The organism is Stenotrophomonas sp. CS3K5 (assembly GCF_059515225.1).
The window spans coordinates 345178-362155 of the sequence record NZ_JCAKRX010000004.1; the positions used below are offsets into that span (position 1 = coordinate 345178).

At 67.7% G+C, this 16978-nt stretch carries 16 protein-coding genes; 2 read left to right on the forward strand and 14 right to left on the reverse strand.

The features are described 5' to 3' along the window. Nucleotides 1-71 precede the first annotated feature (71 nt). The 5 genes from AC5YGJ_RS08895 to rlmD form a co-directional block, all read right to left on the reverse strand. Nucleotides 72-626 carry a hypoxanthine-guanine phosphoribosyltransferase gene (locus AC5YGJ_RS08895; RefSeq protein ID WP_005418223.1) on the reverse strand — a complete coding sequence of 185 codons (555 nt, stop codon included), beginning with the start codon at nt 624-626 and terminating at the stop codon, nt 72-74. Next, nucleotides 626-1633 carry a beta-N-acetylhexosaminidase gene (gene nagZ / locus AC5YGJ_RS08900; protein WP_249843240.1) on the reverse strand — a complete coding sequence of 336 codons (1008 nt, stop codon included), beginning with the start codon at nt 1631-1633 and terminating at the stop codon, nt 626-628. Before nagZ ends, AC5YGJ_RS08895 begins: the two co-directional genes overlap by 1 nt. 162 nt (nt 1634-1795) lie before the next feature. Next, entirely contained in the window at nt 1796-2491 is a 696-nt protein-coding gene (locus tag AC5YGJ_RS08905; protein ID WP_496186302.1) for a DsbA family oxidoreductase, read from the reverse strand. A 112-nt stretch (nt 2492-2603) separates the two neighbouring features. Then, a complete protein-coding gene (locus AC5YGJ_RS08910) occupies nt 2604-3089 on the reverse strand; it encodes a CYTH domain-containing protein (RefSeq protein WP_496186309.1) in 486 nt (161 codons plus the stop codon). Nucleotides 3090-3122: 33 nt separating this feature from the next. Further along, nucleotides 3123-4457 carry a 23S rRNA (uracil(1939)-C(5))-methyltransferase RlmD gene (rlmD, locus tag AC5YGJ_RS08915; protein WP_249843238.1) on the reverse strand — a complete coding sequence of 445 codons (1335 nt, stop codon included), beginning with the start codon at nt 4455-4457 and terminating at the stop codon, nt 3123-3125. A gap of 127 nt (nt 4458-4584) precedes the next feature. On the opposite strand from rlmD, the gene AC5YGJ_RS08920 reads away from it, so the two are divergent. Then, entirely contained in the window at nt 4585-5313 is a 729-nt protein-coding gene (locus AC5YGJ_RS08920; RefSeq protein WP_249843237.1) for a response regulator, read from the forward strand. A gap of 524 nt (nt 5314-5837) precedes the next feature. Here AC5YGJ_RS08920 and recO read toward each other — a convergent pair. The 9 genes from recO to rpoE form a co-directional block, all read right to left on the reverse strand. Further along, nucleotides 5838-6557: a DNA repair protein RecO gene (recO, locus tag AC5YGJ_RS08925; RefSeq protein WP_249843236.1), complete on the reverse strand. Its 720-nt coding sequence runs from the start codon at nt 6555-6557 to the stop codon at nt 5838-5840. Between the two features lie 18 nt (nt 6558-6575). Continuing rightward, a complete protein-coding gene (era, locus tag AC5YGJ_RS08930) occupies nt 6576-7472 on the reverse strand; it encodes a GTPase Era (protein ID WP_005410599.1) in 897 nt (298 codons plus the stop codon). Then, the gene (rnc, locus tag AC5YGJ_RS08935; protein WP_249843235.1) at nt 7469-8149 is read right to left on the reverse strand and encodes a ribonuclease III; all 681 of its coding nucleotides are present in this window, start codon (nt 8147-8149) and stop codon (nt 7469-7471) included. Before rnc ends, era begins: the two co-directional genes overlap by 4 nt. Further along, nucleotides 8139-8522, reverse strand: a complete 384-nt coding sequence (locus AC5YGJ_RS08940; RefSeq protein WP_107231174.1) for a DUF4845 domain-containing protein — start codon at nt 8520-8522, stop codon at nt 8139-8141. Before AC5YGJ_RS08940 ends, rnc begins: the two co-directional genes overlap by 11 nt. Before the next feature lie 52 nt (nt 8523-8574). Further along, nucleotides 8575-9369: a signal peptidase I gene (lepB, locus tag AC5YGJ_RS08945; protein ID WP_057498572.1), complete on the reverse strand. Its 795-nt coding sequence runs from the start codon at nt 9367-9369 to the stop codon at nt 8575-8577. A 54-nt stretch (nt 9370-9423) separates the two neighbouring features. Then, entirely contained in the window at nt 9424-11217 is a 1794-nt protein-coding gene (gene lepA, locus AC5YGJ_RS08950; RefSeq protein WP_074899507.1) for a translation elongation factor 4, read from the reverse strand. Between the two features lie 179 nt (nt 11218-11396). Further along, complete coding sequence (locus AC5YGJ_RS08955) at nt 11397-12929, reverse strand: DegQ family serine endoprotease (protein WP_249843234.1); 1533 nt, start codon at nt 12927-12929, stop codon at nt 11397-11399. A 74-nt stretch (nt 12930-13003) separates the two neighbouring features. Further along, nucleotides 13004-13885, reverse strand: coding sequence for a sigma-E factor negative regulatory protein (locus AC5YGJ_RS08960; RefSeq protein WP_496186303.1), 882 nt, complete (start codon nt 13883-13885; stop codon nt 13004-13006). Then, nucleotides 13882-14502 carry an RNA polymerase sigma factor RpoE gene (gene rpoE / locus AC5YGJ_RS08965; protein WP_005418256.1) on the reverse strand — a complete coding sequence of 207 codons (621 nt, stop codon included), beginning with the start codon at nt 14500-14502 and terminating at the stop codon, nt 13882-13884. The genes AC5YGJ_RS08960 and rpoE overlap by 4 nt, the downstream gene beginning before the upstream one ends. A gap of 235 nt (nt 14503-14737) precedes the next feature. Here rpoE and AC5YGJ_RS08970 point away from each other — a divergent pair, with 235 nt between their 5' ends. After that, on the forward strand, nt 14738-16801 hold the full coding sequence (locus AC5YGJ_RS08970; protein ID WP_496186304.1) for a 3-hydroxyacyl-CoA dehydrogenase NAD-binding domain-containing protein: 2064 nt from the start codon (nt 14738-14740) through the stop codon (nt 16799-16801). The last annotated feature ends 177 nt before the right edge of the window (nt 16802-16978 follow it).

Below are 16978 nucleotides of genomic sequence, written 5' to 3' on the forward strand. Positions count from 1 at the left end.
CCATGAAAAGACGAACGCCGGCACCCGAGGATGCCGGCGGTGGAAACGGTGCGCCGCGGGCGGCCGCGCCGTTATTCCTTCATTGCGTAGATGGCCGGCACGCAGCGCAGGGTTTCGTTGACGTCCATGCCGAAGCCGAACACGTAACGATCCGGCAGTTCGATGCCGGCGTAGTCGGCGGTCACGTCCGGCAGCGCGCGATCGTGCTTCTTCACCGTCATCGCGGCGATGCGCACGTCGGTCGCGCCCTGCTCCAGGCACCAGGTGCGCACGCCCTGCAGGGTGTAGCCCTCATCCAGGATGTCGTCGACCAGCAGCACGCGGCGGCCGAACAGCGAGGTGGCCGGCTTGTGCTTCCAGACCAGGTCGCCACCGGTGGTTTCACCGCGGTAGCGGGTGGCGTGCAGGTAATCGAACTGCACGTCCTGGCCGCGCGCGCCCAGTTCCAGCGCCAGCTGGCCGGCGAACGGCAGCGCGCCGTGCATGATCGACAGGAACAGCGGCACCTCGCCCTTGTAATCGCGCGCAATGGCGTCGGCGATAGCGGCGATGGCCTTGTCGATGGTGGGGCGGTCGACCAGCAGGTCAGCCTGGGCCAGGGCCTGGGAAATGGTGAGGTTGGGCATCAGACGGTTCTTCCAAGGGTTTCAAGCAGACGGGATTGGGTGTCGCCATGGCGGGCATCGGCCAACAGGCCATCCCAGCCAAGCGCGCCGCGGCCGATCAGGCCCAGCAGCGCAGCGGTATTGAGGGAGCGCCCCTGCACCGCGTGCAGGGCTTCATCGACCAGCTCGGGATGGCAGACCAGCACCACGTCGCAGCCGGCGTCCAGGTGCGCGTGCACGCGCGCGGGCACACCGCCGGCGCTGTGCGAGGCGGCCATGCCGATGTCGTCGGAGAACACCACGCCACGGAAGCCGAGTTCGCCACGCAGGATGTCCTGGATCCAGCGCGGCGAATAGCCTGCCGGCTCCGGCGCCACCTGCGGATAGATCACGTGCGCCATCATCACCGCGTCGGCACCGGCGGCGATGCCGGCCTGGAACGGCACCAGGTCCTGCGCACGCAGTTCGTCCAGCGCGCGCGGATCGATCGCGGTATCGACGTGGGTATCCTCCAGCACGGTGCCGTGGCCGGGGAAATGCTTGAGCGTGGCGGCCATGCCGACCGCGTGCATGCCACGCACGTAGGCGGCGGTGAAGGCGGCCACCACCTGCGGGTCTTCACTGAAGGCACGGTTGCCGATGGCGCGATTGCCGCGGCCCAGATCGACCACCGGCGCGAAGCTCAGGTCCACGCCGCTGGCTCGCACCTCGCTGGCCATCAGCCAGGCGTGCTGCTCGGCCATGGCCAGCGCCCGCTGCGGATCGGTGGCGTACATCGCGCCGATCTCCTGCAGCGGCGGCAGCGCGCTGTAGCCCTCGCGGAAGCGCTGCACGCGGCCGCCTTCCTGGTCCACACAGATCAGCTGCGGGCGCGGCGCAGCGGCGCGGATGGCCGCGCTCAGATCGGTCACCTGCTGGCGCGAAGCAAAGTTGCGCTTGAACAGCACCACCCCGGCCACGGCATCGTGCTGCAGCCAGTCGCGTTCCTGGGCGGTCAGTTCGGTGCCGGCAACGCCGATCAGCAGCATGGTTGATCTCCACAACGCGCGCCCTCATGGCGCAGTGCCGCATTGTCGCAGAACCGGCCGACAGGCGCAGTGGTCAAGGTAAAAGGGAAGCGTGGGGTCAGAGCCGCAGTGCGGATCTGACCCCGGGGTCGGATCCCCGCAGGGGCTCTGACCCCGATCTGCTCAGACCTTGCAGCCGTCCGCGCCGCAGGCCTCGTCGCCGTCGGCCGAAGCGGCCGGGGCGCCCTGCTCGGCGGCGATCTGGCGCAGGGCGTTGGCGAACGCCTCCGGCGGCTGCGCCCCGGAAATGGCCCATTTCCCATCGATGACGAAGGTCGGTACGGAGGAAATGCCCAGCGCATGGGCCTGCGCCAGCCTGGCCTCCACTTCGGCCAGGCCGCGGCCGGAGGCCAGCATCTGCGCGATCTCGCCCGCGTCCAGACCGCCGGCCACGCCGGCCTTGATCAGCACCGCCGGGTCAGCCAGGTTCTGGCCCTGCTCGAAGTGGGCGCGGAACAACGCCTCGCCGACCGCCTCCTGCACCCCATGCTCCCCGGCCAGCCACAGCACCCGGTGGGCCGGCAGCGTGGTCACCCGCACCTGGCCCTGGCTGAAGTCCATCGGCAGGCCTTCGGCACGCGCGGTGGTCTGGGTCTGGCTGAGGATCTGCTCGGTACGCTCTGCGCCCCCGAACTTGCGCACATAGGCCTCACGCAGCGGAACCGGAGTGGCGTCCGCATCGGGATCCAGCTGGAACGGCTGCCAGTGGATGTCCAGATCAGGCGCGTCGGCGCCCAGCAACTGCACGCCCTGCTGGAAACGATGCTTGCCGATCCAGCACCAGGGGCAGACTACGTCGGAATAGATGTCGATTCTCATCCCCTCGACATGGGGCCCGCCTCCCTCGAAAAAAGGGGACGGAGGGGATCAAGTCGTTTTCCGCACAGGTGGGGTAAAGACGACTTGATCCCCTCCGTCCCTTTCGGGGGTTTCACCATTGTGAATAGGGGTGGCTGGCGAGGGCGACGTTGTAGTAGCGGGCGTCGTCGGTCACTTCGACGCCCACCCAGTCCGGCAGCTCGATGGCCTGGTCGGCGCTGTCCAGTTCGACCTCGGCGACCACCAGGCCGGCGTTGTCGCCCAGGAACTCGTCCACTTCCCAGGTCAGCCCGGCGTGCTCGACCAGATGCCGGCGCTTGTCGATCAGGCCGCCCGCGCACAATGCCAGCAGCGCGCGCGCGTCATCTACCGGGATCGGGTAGTCGAACTCCTGGCGGGTATGGCCGATGGTGCGCGACTTCAGGTTCAGCGCGGCGTGGTCACCCTCGATGCGCACCCGCACCGAGGCGTTCTGGGTGCCGCGATCCAGCGCGCCCATGTCGTTGATGTAGCCCTGCGCCATCGGGATCACCCGGTGCGCGGCGGCACGCCAGCCATCATTGCTGACCAGGAATTTGCGTTCGATTTCGATGCCCATCGCGCCATTATGCGCGATGGGCATGACAGCCGCTCAGCGCTTCTCGAACACCGCGATGCTTTCCACATGCGCGGTGTGCGGGAACATGTCCATGGCGCCGGCGCTGACCAGGGTGAAGCCCTGCTCGTTGACCAGATAACCGGCATCGCGTGCCAGCGAGCCCGGGTGGCAGCTGACGTAGACGATGCGCTTGAACTGCTTCAACGGCAGCTGCTGCAGCACCTCGATCGCACCCGAGCGCGGCGGGTCCAGCAGCAGCTTGTCAAAGCCCTGGCGCATCCACGCGGTGCTGCGCTGGTCCTGGGTCAGGTCGGCGCTGAAGAACTGCGCATTGGCCAGGCCGTTGCGCTCGGCATTCTCGCGGGCACGCGCCACCAGCCCGGCGTCGCCTTCCACACCCACCACTTCACGCACGCGGCGGGCCAGCGGCAGGGTGAAGTTGCCCAGGCCGCAGAACAGGTCCAGCACGCGCTCGTCCTCACCCGGCTCCAGCAGGTCCAGGGCGTGGGCAATCATCTTCTCGTTGAGCTTGGCGTTGACCTGGATGAAGTCCAGAGGACGGAACGCCAGTTCGACATCCCACGGCGCCAGCCGGAACGACAGCGGCACGCCCTGCCCGTCCAGCGGCTGCACGGTGTCCACGCCGCCGGACTGCAGGTAGATCACGAAACCATGCTGCTGGCCAAAGGCCGCCCAGGCGGCGCGGTCGGCATCGCTGAGCGGCTGCAGGTGACGCACGGTCAGCACCACGGCCTGATCGCCGGCGATGAACTCGATCTGCGGAATGTCGCGCTTGCCATCGAGCGACTCGATGAACAGGGACAGCGCCTCGACCTTGGTGCCGATTTCCGGAATCACCGTCAGGCACTGGCTGAGGTCGGCCACGAAACGGGGATCCTGTTCACGGAAGCCGACCAGGGTCTTGTCCTTCTTTTCGACCCGGCGCACCGAGAAGCGGCCCTTGCGGCGGTAGCCCCAGCTCTCGCCGACCAGCGGCGGCAGCACGGCGCCCGGCTTCACATGGCCGATGCGCTCCAGGTTGTCCATCAGCACCCGCTGCTTGGCGACGATCTGCTGGTCTTCGTCCAGATGCTGCAGCACGCAGCCGGCGCAGGTACCGAAGTGCGGACACTTCGGGGTCACGCGCTGCGGCGAGGCCTGCAGCACCTCGATGGTGCGGGCCTCGTCGAAATGGCGGCTGCGGGCCGTCTGTTCAGCCATCACCACCTCGCCGGGCAGGGCGCCGCTGACGAAGGTGACCTTGCCGCCCTCGCCTTCACGGCGGGCGACGCCACGACCATCATGGCTGAGGTCGAGGATCTCGGTCTGGAACGGGGTACGGTCGATGCGGGAGCGGGATCGGGCCACGTGGCAACAGGCTGCGGGCAAAAATGGGGGCGTATTGTCGCAGATCCTGACCGGCAGGGTCCGAAGCCGCTTGCGCCCGTGGCCGCCGTGCTTGATGATTGAGCCAGCTGACATGGAGGCAGCCCTGATGCAGATGACCCCGCGGGCCAGCCGGCCCCGCTTCCTGCTTGTCGAGGACGACATCATCAGCCGCGGTTTTTTCAAAGCGGCGTTGGAAACGTTACCGGCGGACGTGGATACCGCAGATTCGCTGGCCAGCGCGCTGGCCAGTGCCGAACCGGGCGCCCACGATCTGTGGCTGATCGACGTCAATCTGCCCGATGGCAATGGTGCCCAGCTGCTGCGCGAACTGCGCCGTTCACATCCGGACACCCCCGCGCTGGCGCATACCGCCGACGGCGATACCTCCATTCACGCGCGCCTGCGCGAGGCCGGCTTCAGTGACACGCTGGTCAAGCCGCTCGGCCGCGACCAGCTGCTGAAGGCGGTGCGCCGGGCGCTGGTCAACAGCCCGGCGGGCATCTTCGTGGCCCAGGCACCGGCGGCAGTCGAGCTGCAGGTGGAGGACTGGGATGAAACCGCGGCCCTGGCCGCGCTCAATGGCCAGCGCAACCACCTGATCGCGCTGCGCGAGCTGTTCCTGGCCGAACTGCCGGGCGTCCGCGATGCGGTTGAGCAGGCCGTGGACCAGCATGACGAGCGCCAGCTGCGCAGCCAGCTGCACCGGCTGCAGGCCAGCTGTGGCTTCGTTGGCGCGGCGCGGTTGGGGCGCGCGGTACGCCAGCTGCATCATGCGCCGGAGTCCGGGCAGGCCCAGGACGGGTTCCGCGCCGCGGTGGCGGCCCTCCTGCACTGAGGGGTGGTTCGGCAGGGCTTGCAGCCCTGCACCCGCAGAGGCCAGGTCAACAGCCAGAGCAAAAGCTGGATTCCGAGGTTTGGCGAGGCGGTGTCGGCGTGCGGGGACGCCGTAAACCCGTCCTTGGGGGCTTGGCAGCCGCATCCATGCGGCTGACACCCCGCACGCCGACACCGCCCCGCCCCTGACAATTTCCTGGTGTCTGGTAGATCCACGCCATGCGTGGATGAATCTCTGTCAGATATCGAAATTCAAACTGGGGTCGGATCCGTTTTCCGAGGGAAAACGGATCTGACCCCGTCGGCATGTCCGACAGCTCGCAAGAATCTGTCGAAGGCGGGGTGGGTCCGGTTGCGGGAGTGTCCGCGGCATGGATGCCGCGGCCAAGCCCCCAAGGACGGGTTTACGGCGTCTCCCGCAACCGGACCCACCCCGCCTACCCACAGATAACCAGCTTTTGCTTTTGACGTTGACGTTGACGTTGATTCGGCAGGTGCAGGGCTGCAAGCCCTGCCGGACACCCCTTACCGTCGGGGGGCCAGCTGCTCCAGCAGTTCCCAGGACTTCAGGCCTTTGGCTCCAAGGTGATGGGCCAGCACCCGCCGCATCGGCAGGCGCAGGCTGGCCAGATCGGCCGCGCCGGGCTCTTCATCGGCGGCCAGCGCCAGCAGCGCCGAACCGGTTGCAGCCGCCCGGCGTTCGCCGCCGCGCTCGCTCAGCAACCGTTGCGCGCCTTCCTGCGGGTCCAGTTCATAGCGCGCCGCCGGATCGATCGGCTGGCCGTCGCTGGCGCTGTCCAGCTCGAAGCCCAGGCCCAGCGCGGACAGCAGTTCGCGCTCGAAGCGACGCAGCGTCCAGGCCAGGCCGGCCCCCACCGCCAGGCGCGCGCGCGCCTCGCCATAGGCCAGGTACAACTCCGGCAGCGGGTCCTGGCGCGGTGCCAGGCGCAGGGTCAGTTCACTCAGATAGAAGCCGGCCAGCATGGCCTGGCCGACCAGCCGCGGCGCCGCATCCAGCGCCTCGGCACCGCGCAGCTGCGCCAGTTCGCCGCGCTGCTGCGCACTGAAACGGATCCATTGCAGCGGCTGCAGCGCAGCACGCAGCACCTGCCCTTTCGCGGTGGATACACCGCGCGCCAGCAGGCCGATGCGGCCATGCTGGGCGCTCAATACCTCCACCAGCAGGCTGGTCTCGCGGTAGGCCCGTGCGTGCAGCACGAACCCGGTGTCGTCCTCGATCAGCATCGAAGCGACTGCACCGGCTTACTCGTAGCCGAAGGCCTTCAGTGCGGCCTCGTCGTCGGACCAGCCTTCACGCACGCGCACCCAGGTTTCCAGGAACACCTTGGCCCCGAACAGACGCTCCATCTGCAGGCGCGACTTGGCGCCGATCTCCTTCAGGCGGGCGCCGCCCTTGCCGATCACGATGGCCTTCTGGCCTTCGCGTTCGACCCAGATCACCGCACCGATGCGCAGCAGGTTGCCGTCCTCGGTGAAGCGCTCGATCTCCACGGTGGTGGCGTACGGCAGTTCCTCGCCGAGCTGGCGCATCAGCTGCTCGCGCACCAGCTCGCCGGCCAGGAAACGCTGGCTGCGGTCGGTGATCTCGTCTTCGCCGAACATCGGCGGCGCTTCCGGCAGCAGCTTCAGCACATCGCGCACCAGCGCCTCCAGACCATTGCGCTTCTGCGCCGAGATCGGATGCACGGCGGCGAAATCGCGGCCTTCGGTCACCTGCTGCAGGAACGGCAGCAGCGCGCCCTTTTCCTTCAGGCGGTCGATCTTGTTGACCACCAGCACCACCGGGATGCCGGCGTCGCGCAGCACGTTGAAGGCCAGGCTGTCCTCTTCGTCCCAGCGGCCGGCTTCAATCACCAGCAGGCCGGCGTCGACGCCTTCCAGCGAGCCGCGCGCGGCGCGGTTCATCACCCGGTTCATCGCCCGCTTCTGCACCTTGTGCAGGCCGGGGGTGTCGACCAGCACCAGCTGACCTTCCGGGTAGGTGGCGATGCCCAGCAGGCGATGACGCGTGGTCTGCGGGCGGTTGGAAACGATGCTGACCTTGGCGCCGACCAGCGCATTGGTCAGGGTCGACTTGCCCACGTTCGGGCGACCGATGACGGCCACGCTGCCGCAGTGATGGGGAGTTTGTTCGCTCACTTGGAATCCAGTTGTTCAAGGACGGCCGCAGCCGCCTGTTGTTCGGCAATCCGCCGCGAGGCGCCTTCGCCCTCGATGCTGGCGGCGGGGTCGGCTACGTTGCAGCGTACCCGGAAGTGCTTGGCGTGGTCGTCACCGGATTCTGACACCAGTTCATACTGCGGCAACGCCTTCTGTCGGGCCTGCAGCCATTCCTGCAGGCGGGTCTTGGGGTCCTTCTCCGGCCGGCCGGTGGCCGGCAGCGCGTCCATCGAGGCACCGAACCAGGGCAGCACCACTGCCCGGCAGGTCTCGAAGCCGGCATCCAGATAGATCGCGGCCACCACCGCTTCCACCGCATCGGCCAGGATCGAATCACGGCGATGGCCGCCGGATTTCATCTCGCCCGCGCCCAGTATCAGCCGATCACCCAGTTCCAGGGTGCGGGCGATCACCGCCAGCGCGCCTTCACGCACCAGCTCGGCGCGGGCGCGGGTCATCGCGCCTTCGTCGGCCTTCGGCCAGCGCTGGTACAGGGCCTGGGCCACCATCATGTTGACGATGCTGTCGCCCAGGAATTCCAGCCGCTCGTTGTGCGGCGCACCGGCACTGCGATGGGTCAACGCCTGCTTCAGCAGCGCCGGGTCGCGGAAGGGATGACCGATCAGGTCGCCACGTTGGAAAGGTTTATTCGGCACCGCTTCGGGTCAGGTCCTGGGTTGAATCGAATTTGCCAACCACATCGAGGTTGCCGACCAGGGGACGGCGCACTTCGTAGTTGACCTTGAGGGTCCAGCCATTGTCGCGCCGATCAAACTTCACGTTGGCCGGCTTCACGTTGTCCGAGTAGTTGATGTACAGGCGCTTGAAGAACAGCTCCTGGATCCGCGCCGGCTCCATGCTGCCCACGCCCGGCTCGTTGGCCAGGCTCTTCATCGCCGAGCGCACCGCGTAGTACTCCTGGTACATCGGGAACAGCTTCATGCCGATGTAGAGGAAGAAGCCGACCACGATCAGGACGATCAGGAACGAGGTCAGGGTCATGCCACGCTGCGTGTTCATCGTCTTCATTGCGTTCTCCCCAGATACGCGTTGGATGTGAAAATACTCGGTTGACGCCCGCTCAGTTGATGCTCGAGCCGATCCGCGACGGCTCGAAGCCATCCTTGCAGAACCAGCCCTGGCAGTTCAGCCAGATCAGGAATGCCTTGCCGCGCAGGTTCTCTTCCGGCAGCAGGCCCCAGAATCGGCCGTCGTCGCTGTTGTCGCGATTGTCGCCCATCACCAGGTACTTGCCGGCCGGCACGGTCCACTGGCCCTGGCCGCGCGGGTAATCGGTCTCCAGCACGGTGTGGGTGCGGCCCGGCAGGTGCTCGACCAGCAGGTTGGCGCCCTCGCCCTGGCCCTTGTGGCCGGCGTAGATGCCCTTGTTGTCGTACTTCAGCGGCTCGCCGTTGAGGACCACACCGTCGCCCTCGAAGACCACGGTATCACCGGGCACGCCGATGACGCGCTTGATGAAGTTCTCGCCCTTGGCCGGATCGTTGTCGCCGTGGCCGGGGAAGTGGAACACCACCACGTCGCCCCGCGAGGGTTCGCCGAACGGCACGATCTTGGTGTTGCTGATCGGCAGGCGCAGGCCGTAGGAGAACTTGTTGACCAGGATGAAATCGCCAATCAGCAGGTTCGGCATCATCGAGCTGGACGGGATCTTGTACGGCTCGGCGATGAAGCTGCGCACGATCAGCACGATCGCCAGCACCGGGAAGAAGGCGCGCGAGTAGTCCACCAGCACCGGCTCGGAATCGAGCAGGCCGGCGCGCTGGGCGCGGCGCTTGGCCAGGTACAGCTTGTCGGCAAGCAGGATCAGGCCCGAGGCCAGGGTCAGCACGACCAGGAGGATCTCAAACAGTTTCATTCAGGGTCCTTTGCAACGTCACCAGACGACCGGCCGCGCAGGGCCGGTGCGGGCTTACTTGTTGTCCATCTGCAGCACGGCCAGGAACGCTTCCTGCGGAATCTCCACGCGGCCGACCTGCTTCATGCGCTTCTTGCCTTCCTTCTGCTTTTCCAGAAGCTTCTTCTTGCGCGAAACGTCGCCACCATAGCACTTGGCCAGCACGTTCTTGCGCATGGCCTTGACCGTGGTGCGAGCGATGATCTGCGAGCCGACGGCGGCCTGGATGGCCACGTCGAACATCTGGCGCGGGATCAGGTCCTTCATCTTCTCGCACAGTTCGCGGCCGCGACGGTCGGCGTGGCTGCGGTGCACGATCAGCGACAGCGCGTCGACCTTGTCGCCGTTGATCAGCACATCCACGCGCACGAACGGGCCGGCGTCGAAGCGCACGAAGTGGTAGTCCAGCGAGGCATAGCCACGGCTGACCGACTTCAGCTTGTCGAAGAAGTCCAGCACCACTTCGGCCATCGGCAGCTCGTAGCTGATCTGCACCTGGCTGCCCAGGTAGTTGATGCCGATCTGGCTGCCGCGCTTTTCTTCGCACAGCTTGATGATGTTGCCGATGTACTCCTCGGGGGTGAGCACGTTGGCACGGATGATCGGCTCGCGGATCTCCTCGACCTGGTTCACCGCCGGCAGCTTGGCCGGGTTGTCCATGTTGATGATCGAGCCGTCGGTCTTCAGGACCTCGTACACCACCGTCGGCGCGGTGCTGATCAGGTCCAGGTTGTATTCGCGCTCCAGGCGCTCCTGCACGATTTCCATGTGCAGCATGCCCAGGAAGCCGCAGCGGAAGCCGAAGCCCATGGCTTCGGAGCTTTCCGGCTCGAAACGCAGCGCGGCATCGTTCAGGCGCAGCTTGTCCAGCGCTTCGCGCAGGTCCGGGTAGTCTTCGGCATCGACCGGGAACAGGCCGGCGAACACGCGCGGCTGCATTTCCTGGAAGCCCGGCAGCGGCTTCGGTGCCGGATCGCCGGCCAGGGTCAGGGTGTCGCCGACCGGGGCGCCGTGCACGTCCTTGATGCTGGCCGTCACCCAGCCCACTTCACCGGCCCGCAGGGCCGGCAGCACTTTCCGCTTCGGCGTGAACACGCCGACGTTGTCGACCTGGTGGTTGCGGCCGGTGGACATCACCTGCAGCTTGTCGCCGGCCTTGATCTCGCCCTGCATCACGCGCACCAGCGAGACCACGCCCAGGTAGTTGTCGAACCAGGAGTCGATGATCAGCGCCTGCAGCTTGTCGGTATCGCGTGGCTGCGGCGGCGGAATGCGGTGCACGATCGCTTCCAGCACGTCCTGCACGTTCAGGCCGGTCTTGGCACTGACCGGCACCGCGTCGGCCGCGTCGATGCCGATCACGGCCTCGATCTCGGCCTTGGCGCGCTCGATGTCGGCGGTGGGCAGGTCGATCTTGTTGATCACCGGCACCACTTCCAGGCCCTGTTCGACGGCGGTGTAGCAGTTGGCCACCGACTGCGCTTCCACGCCCTGGGCCGCGTCGACCACCAGCAGCGCGCCTTCACAGGCGGCCAGCGAACGGCTGACCTCATAGGAGAAGTCGACATGGCCGGGGGTGTCGATGAAGTTCAGATGGTAGGTCTGCCCGTCCTTGGCCAGGTACGGCAGTGACACCGACTGCGCCTTGATCGTGATGCCACGCTCGCGTTCGATCGGGTTGGAGTCGAGCACCTGCGCCTCCATCTCGCGGGCCTGCAGGCCACCACAAAGCTGGATGATGCGGTCGGCCAGCGTGGACTTGCCGTGGTCGACATGGGCGATGATGGAGAAGTTGCGGATGTTCCGCATCGAATCAGAAGACATAGGTGGCGGCGGCGCGCGGCGTCGTCAGGGTAACGGTCGATTATCGCATGCCCGGCGCCCCGCCGCGAAAACGGCCTCGTCAGGCCGGGCCCGGAATGGCCGAAGCCCCGCCAGGGCGGGGCTTCGGGGGCACCACGGAGCCGCGGGGGCGGCCCGTGCCGGCCTTACTGGCCGGCCTTCACCGCCACGAAGGCGCTGTTGCCGTTGCCGGTACGCACCAGCAGCATCACCACATCGTCCTTCCTGAAGCTGGACAGCGCACGGTTGAGGGCGTCCACGCTGCCAACCGGGGTGCGGCCGACCTGCAGGATCACCATGCCCGGAGACAGGCCGGCGTCACGCGCGGCCTGGCCCTTGACCCCGGTGATGCGCACGCCTTCGTTGCCGTCCAGACCGAACTGCTTGCGCTGCGGCGCGGTCAGGTCGCTGACGTCCAGGCCCAGCAGGGCCACCGCACCGGTCTGCGGCGCGGCATCGGCATTGGCCGTGGCCGGACCACGGGCGTTGCCCGGTCCGTCTTCGCTCAGCGCGGTCAGGGTCGCCCCCAGTTCACGCGGCTTGCCGTCGCGGTAGACGACCAGGTTCACCTTGCTGCCCGGCGCCATCGCACCGATCAGCGGCGGCAGATCGGACCAGCTGTTGACCGCGTTGCCGTTGACCGAGCGGATGACATCGCCCACCTGCACGCCGGCCTTGGCCGCCGCACTGCCCGGCACGATCTGGTTGACCAGCGCACCACGGCTGTCCGGCAGACCCAGGCCCTGCGCCTTCAACGAATCGATCGGTTCGACCACCGCGCCAAGCTGGCCACGGGTGACCTTGCCACTCTTCTTGATCTGCTCGACCGCGCTCATCGCCAGGTCGATCGGGATCGCGAAGCTGATGCCCATGTAGCCGCCGGACGCGGAGAAGATCTGCGAATTGATGCCGACCACCTCACCGCGGGTGTTCAGCAGCGGGCCACCGGAGTTGCCCTGGTTGATCGCCACGTCGGTCTGGATGAACGGCACGTAGCGCTGGTCGGCGCCCCCGGTGCTGCGGCCCAGCGCACTGACGATGCCGGCGGTGACCGAGTGATCGAGGCCGAACGGCGAGCCGATCGCGACAACCCACTGGCCCGGCTTGAGCGTGTTGGAATCGCCCACGCGCACGGTCGGCAGGTTCTTGCCGTCAATCTTCAGCAGGGCAACGTCGTACTGCTGGTCACTGCCCACCACCTTGGCGGTGAACTCGCGGCTGTCGCCCAGCTTGACCTTCACATCGCTGGCGTCGGCCACCACATGGTAGTTGGTCAGCACGTAGCCATCAGGCGAAATGATGAAGCCCGAGCCCATGCCACGGCCCTTGATGCTGGGGCCGCCATCCTGCCCGCCCGGCCCCTGCCCCGGCATCGGGAAGTCCGGCCCGAAGAAGCGGCGGAAGAACTCCGGCATGTCATCGTCGCCCATCGGGCCGCGCGCGGCCTGGCGGTTGTTGCGGACGATGGTGGTGTCGACGTTGACCACGCCCGGCCCGACCTGTTCGACAAGGTTGGTGAAATCGGGCAGGCCACTGACCAGCGGCTGTGCCGGCGCCCTCGGCGCAGCGGCCGGCGCAGGCTGGGCCGGGGCGGCAGGTGCCGGGGCCTGTGCGCAGGCCATCAGGGGAAGGGTCAGGGCCAGCAGGCCGATCGCCTGCGTGCGGAGTCGGGGAGTCATCGGACGGCAACCTCCGGGTCGGATGGAAAGAGGAATACGGGCCCCGCCGACGGCGGGGCGTGAAAGGGCCCGGCTCAGTCGCGCGGGCGCGGCGGCACCGGCAGGTCATCCTGCAGGCGCGGCTCGAACGGGTAGAACGCAGCGCCTCCGGCGTGGGCCGGGAAGCTGGCGTTGAGCGCGCCGCCTGCGGCCGGGGCCAGGCTGGAGCGCGGCCACGGCCGGGCCTGCAGCCCACTGACCTCACCGAACGGCAGGTTGCGGTTGGCACTGGCGGGCACGGTCGGGGTCAACGGCGCCTGCGCGGCGGCGATGACGCGTTGCGGGGCGTCGTCGCGCTGGGCAGCACGAGCGGCCTGCTGGCTGCGGGTCGCGCTGGCCCGACGGGTCTCCTGGCGGCGGCTGGACGCGGCCATCGCCACGGCCGGCGCGGCCGCCACGGCCATCGCCGCGGTATCCACCGAGGCTTCGGTGACCGTGGCCGGGTTGGCCGGTGCCGGCGGCAGTTCGGCCTGGCTGGCGATCACCTGCGGTGCCAGCGGCTCGCCGGGGGGGGCTTCGCTGAGCTTCTCGGCGCCCATGAACAGGGCCACCGCGGCCACCGATGCCGCCAACGCGGCACCGCCGCCCCAAGCCCGCCAGCCACTGCGGCGCACCTGCCGGCGCGGCTCGGCCTGCGGTGCGGGTTCGCTGGCAATGGCGGCGGCGACGGCAGCACTGAAGCCGGCGGGCGCCAGTAGCGAGGCCTGGCCGCGCATCACATCGCCCAGCAGTTGCCAGCGTTCCTGGCAGCCGGCCAGCTCGGGGTCGTGTTCCATCCGGCGCAGCAGGAAGCGCGCTTCATCGGCGCCCAGCTCGCCATCGACCAGGGCCGACAGCTGCTCGCGGTGGCGCTGGTCCAGACGCTGCCCGGCCGGTGATTGATGGTTCTGCGATTCGTTGAACGGTTTGCTGGTCATACGCGGCTCTTCTCACGGGTGGCGCTGCCGATGTCCAACAGCGGCCGGAGTTCGGTGTCGATCGCCTCGCGCGCCCGGAAGATCCGTGAACGCACGGTGCCGATCGGGCACCCCATCTTCTGCGCGATATCCTCGTAGCTCAGGCCTTCCACCTCGCGCAGGGTGATCGCTGACCGGAGTTCTTCCGGCAGCGCGTTGACGGCTTTCATCACCGTCTGTTCCAGCTCCTGGCGCATCAACTCCCGTTCGGGCGTGTCGGTGTCGCGCAGGCGCGTACCGCTGTCGAACTGTTCGGCATCACCGATGTCGATGTCATCGGTCGGCGGCCGTCGATTGTGTGAAGCCAGGTAGTTTTTGGCGGTATTCACGGCGATTCGATGCAACCAGGTTGAGAACTGGGCGTCGCCACGGAAACTTCCGATCGCGCGGTAGGCGCGGATGAAAGTGTCCTGGGCAACGTCCTGACATTCACTCCAGTCGGCGATGTAGCGACCGACAAGGGCCACCACGCGATGCTGGTACTTGCGCACCAGGACATCGAACGCGGCGCTCTCGCCGTGCTGCACGCGCCGGACCAGCTCCAGGTCCAGCTCCTGTGGTGTATCAACCTCGGCCATGAGGGGCCGCACTCCTGTCAGCCCAACCGACGTCGGGCAATGAGACTGCCAATCCCGGGAAAAGTTCAGTCGCCGATCACCTGGCGCCGCACCAGCTTTTAACCACCGTTCCGTTAGCGTCCCGGTCCACGGCCATGGATCCGGGGGCGCCACTCCCCTGCTATTGGGATTTGACGCGGGGGAAACAACCTCTGGATCATAGCTGCTTCTCCATACACAACCGGATGGAACGTCCATGCTCTCAGGCTTCGATGGTCTCCGCTTCAGCCACTGGCACCCCGAGATCCGCGACGACGGCGTGGTGGTTCTCTCCCTGGATCGTCAGGACAGCAGCGTCAACGCGATGTCGCAGGATGTGCTGCTGGAACTGGGGGACCTGCTGGAACGCATCGCGCTGGACCCGCCCAGGGGAGTGGTGATCCAGTCGCTGAAGAAGGCCGGCTTCATTGCCGGCGCCGACCTGAAGGAGTTCCAGGAGTTCGACCGCCGCGGTACCGTCAACGACGCCATCCGCCGTGGCCAGTCCACCTATCAGAAGCTGGCCGAGCTGCCCTGCCCCACCGTGGCGGCCATCCACGGCCACTGCCTGGGCGGCGGCACCGAGCTGGCGCTGGCCTGCCGCTACCGCGTGGCTTCCAATGACAGCAGCACCCGCATCGGCCTGCCGGAGACCCAGCTGGGCATCTTCCCGGGCTGGGGCGGCAGCGCGCGCCTGCCGCAGCTGGTGGGCGCCCCGGCGGCGATGGACATGATGCTGACCGGCCGCACCCTCTCCGCTTCGGCGGCGCGTGGCATCGGCCTGGTGGACAAGGTGGTGGCACCGGCGGTGGTGCTCGACACCGCCGTGGCACTGGCCCTGTCCGGCACCACCCGCCCGTTCAAGCAACGCGCAACGGCCTGGGCGACCAACACCTGGCTGGCGCGCACGCTGTTGGCGCCGCAGATGGTCAAGCAGGTGGCACGCAAGGCCAAGAAGGACCAGTACCCGGCGCCGTACGCACTGATCAGCACCTGGCAGCGCAGCGGCGGCAAGCCGATCCAGGCCCGCCTGGATGCCGAGCGGCGTGCGGTGGTGAAGCTGGCCAGCACGCCGACCGCACGCAACCTGATCCGCATCTTCTTCCTCACCGAGCGCCTGAAGGGCCTGGGCGGCGGTGACTCAGGCATCCGCCACGTGCACGTGGTCGGCGCCGGCGTGATGGGTGGCGACATCGCCGCTTGGGCCGCCTACAAGGGCTTCGAGGTGACCCTGCAGGACCGCGAGCAGCGCTTCATCGACCCGGCCTTGGAACGCGCGCGGGCGCTGTTCGCCAAGAAGGTGCGCGACGAGAGCAAGCGCCCGGCGGTGGCCGCACGCCTGCGTGCCGACCTGGAAGGCAACGGCGTGGCCGAGGCCGACCTGGTGATCGAAGCGATCATCGAGAACCCGGAAGCCAAGCGTGCGCTGTACGAGACGCTGGAACCGAAGATGAAGGTGGACGCACTGCTGACGACCAACACCTCGTCGATTCCGCTGGTGGAACTGCGTGACCACATCCAGCGCCCGGCGCAGTTCGCCGGCCTGCACTACTTCAACCCGGTGGCACAGATGCCGCTGGTGGAAATCATCCACCACGACGGCATCGCGCCGGAGACCGAGCGCCGCCTGGCCGCGTTCTGCAAGGCACTGGGCAAGTTCCCGGTTCCAGTGGCGGGCAGCCCGGGCTTCCTGGTCAACCGCGTGCTGTTCCCGTACATGCTGGAGGCCGCCACCGCCTATGCCGAAGGCATCCCGGGCCCGGTGATCGACAAGGCGGCGGTGAAGTTCGGCATGCCGATGGGCCCGATCGAACTGATCGATACCGTCGGACTGGACGTGGCTGCGGGCGTGGGCCGTGAACTGGCGCCGTTCCTGGGCCTGCAGATTCCGGCCGCGCTGCAGACGGTGGAGCCGGACAAGCGCGGCAAGAAGGATGGCCAGGGCATCTACACCTGGGAGAACGGCAAGCCGAAGAAGCCGGACGTGGCCCGCGATTACCAGGCCCCGGCCGATCTGGAGGATCGCCTGATCCTGCCGCTGCTGAACGAAGCGGTGGCCTGCCTGCACGAAGGCGTGGTGGCCGACGCGGACCTGCTGGATGCCGGCGTGATCTTCGGCACCGGCTTTGCCCCGTTCCGTGGCGGCCCGATCCAGCACATCCGTGCGGTCGGTGCCGACGCCATCGTCGAACGATTGAAGGCACTGCAGCAGCGCCACGGCGACCGCTTCGCCCCGCGCCCGGGCTGGGACAACCCGGCCCTGCGCGAACCGGTGGTGTGAGTTTGTCGGCCGGGCCTGCGGCCCGGCACCCGCAGAGGCAACGCCAAAGCAAAAGCCAGAGCCAGAGCCGGAGCAACAGCCGGCTCTGGCTTTTCTGTTTGGTGGGCGGGGCGGTGTCGGGTTGCGGGGACGCCGTAAACCCGTCCTTGGGGGCTTGGCCGCGGCATCCATGCCGCG

What these genes read in the sequence shown, in the direction of transcription:
- AC5YGJ_RS08895 (WP_005418223.1), bottom strand. Translation starts at nt 626, where the DNA reads ATGCCCAACCTCACCATTTCCCAGGCCCTGGCCCAGGCTGACCTGCTG.
- nagZ (WP_249843240.1), bottom strand. Translation starts at nt 1,633, where the DNA reads ATGCTGCTGATCGGCGTTGCCGGCACCGAACTGACCGCCCAGGAACGC.
- AC5YGJ_RS08905 (WP_496186302.1), bottom strand. Translation starts at nt 2,491, where the DNA reads ATGAGAATCGACATCTATTCCGACGTAGTCTGCCCCTGGTGCTGGATC.
- AC5YGJ_RS08910 (WP_496186309.1), bottom strand. Translation starts at nt 3,089, where the DNA reads ATGGGCATCGAAATCGAACGCAAATTCCTGGTCAGCAATGATGGCTGG.
- AC5YGJ_RS08920 (WP_249843237.1), top strand. Translation starts at nt 4,585, where the DNA reads ATGCAGATGACCCCGCGGGCCAGCCGGCCCCGCTTCCTGCTTGTCGAG.
- recO (WP_249843236.1), bottom strand. Translation starts at nt 6,557, where the DNA reads ATGCTGATCGAGGACGACACCGGGTTCGTGCTGCACGCACGGGCCTAC.
- AC5YGJ_RS08940 (WP_107231174.1), bottom strand. Translation starts at nt 8,522, where the DNA reads ATGAAGACGATGAACACGCAGCGTGGCATGACCCTGACCTCGTTCCTG.
- lepB (WP_057498572.1), bottom strand. Translation starts at nt 9,369, where the DNA reads ATGAAACTGTTTGAGATCCTCCTGGTCGTGCTGACCCTGGCCTCGGGC.
- lepA (WP_074899507.1), bottom strand. Translation starts at nt 11,217, where the DNA reads ATGCGGAACATCCGCAACTTCTCCATCATCGCCCATGTCGACCACGGC.
- AC5YGJ_RS08955 (WP_249843234.1), bottom strand. Translation starts at nt 12,929, where the DNA reads ATGACTCCCCGACTCCGCACGCAGGCGATCGGCCTGCTGGCCCTGACC.
- AC5YGJ_RS08960 (WP_496186303.1), bottom strand. Translation starts at nt 13,885, where the DNA reads ATGACCAGCAAACCGTTCAACGAATCGCAGAACCATCAATCACCGGCC.
- rpoE (WP_005418256.1), bottom strand. Translation starts at nt 14,502, where the DNA reads ATGGCCGAGGTTGATACACCACAGGAGCTGGACCTGGAGCTGGTCCGG.
- AC5YGJ_RS08970 (WP_496186304.1), top strand. Translation starts at nt 14,738, where the DNA reads ATGCTCTCAGGCTTCGATGGTCTCCGCTTCAGCCACTGGCACCCCGAG.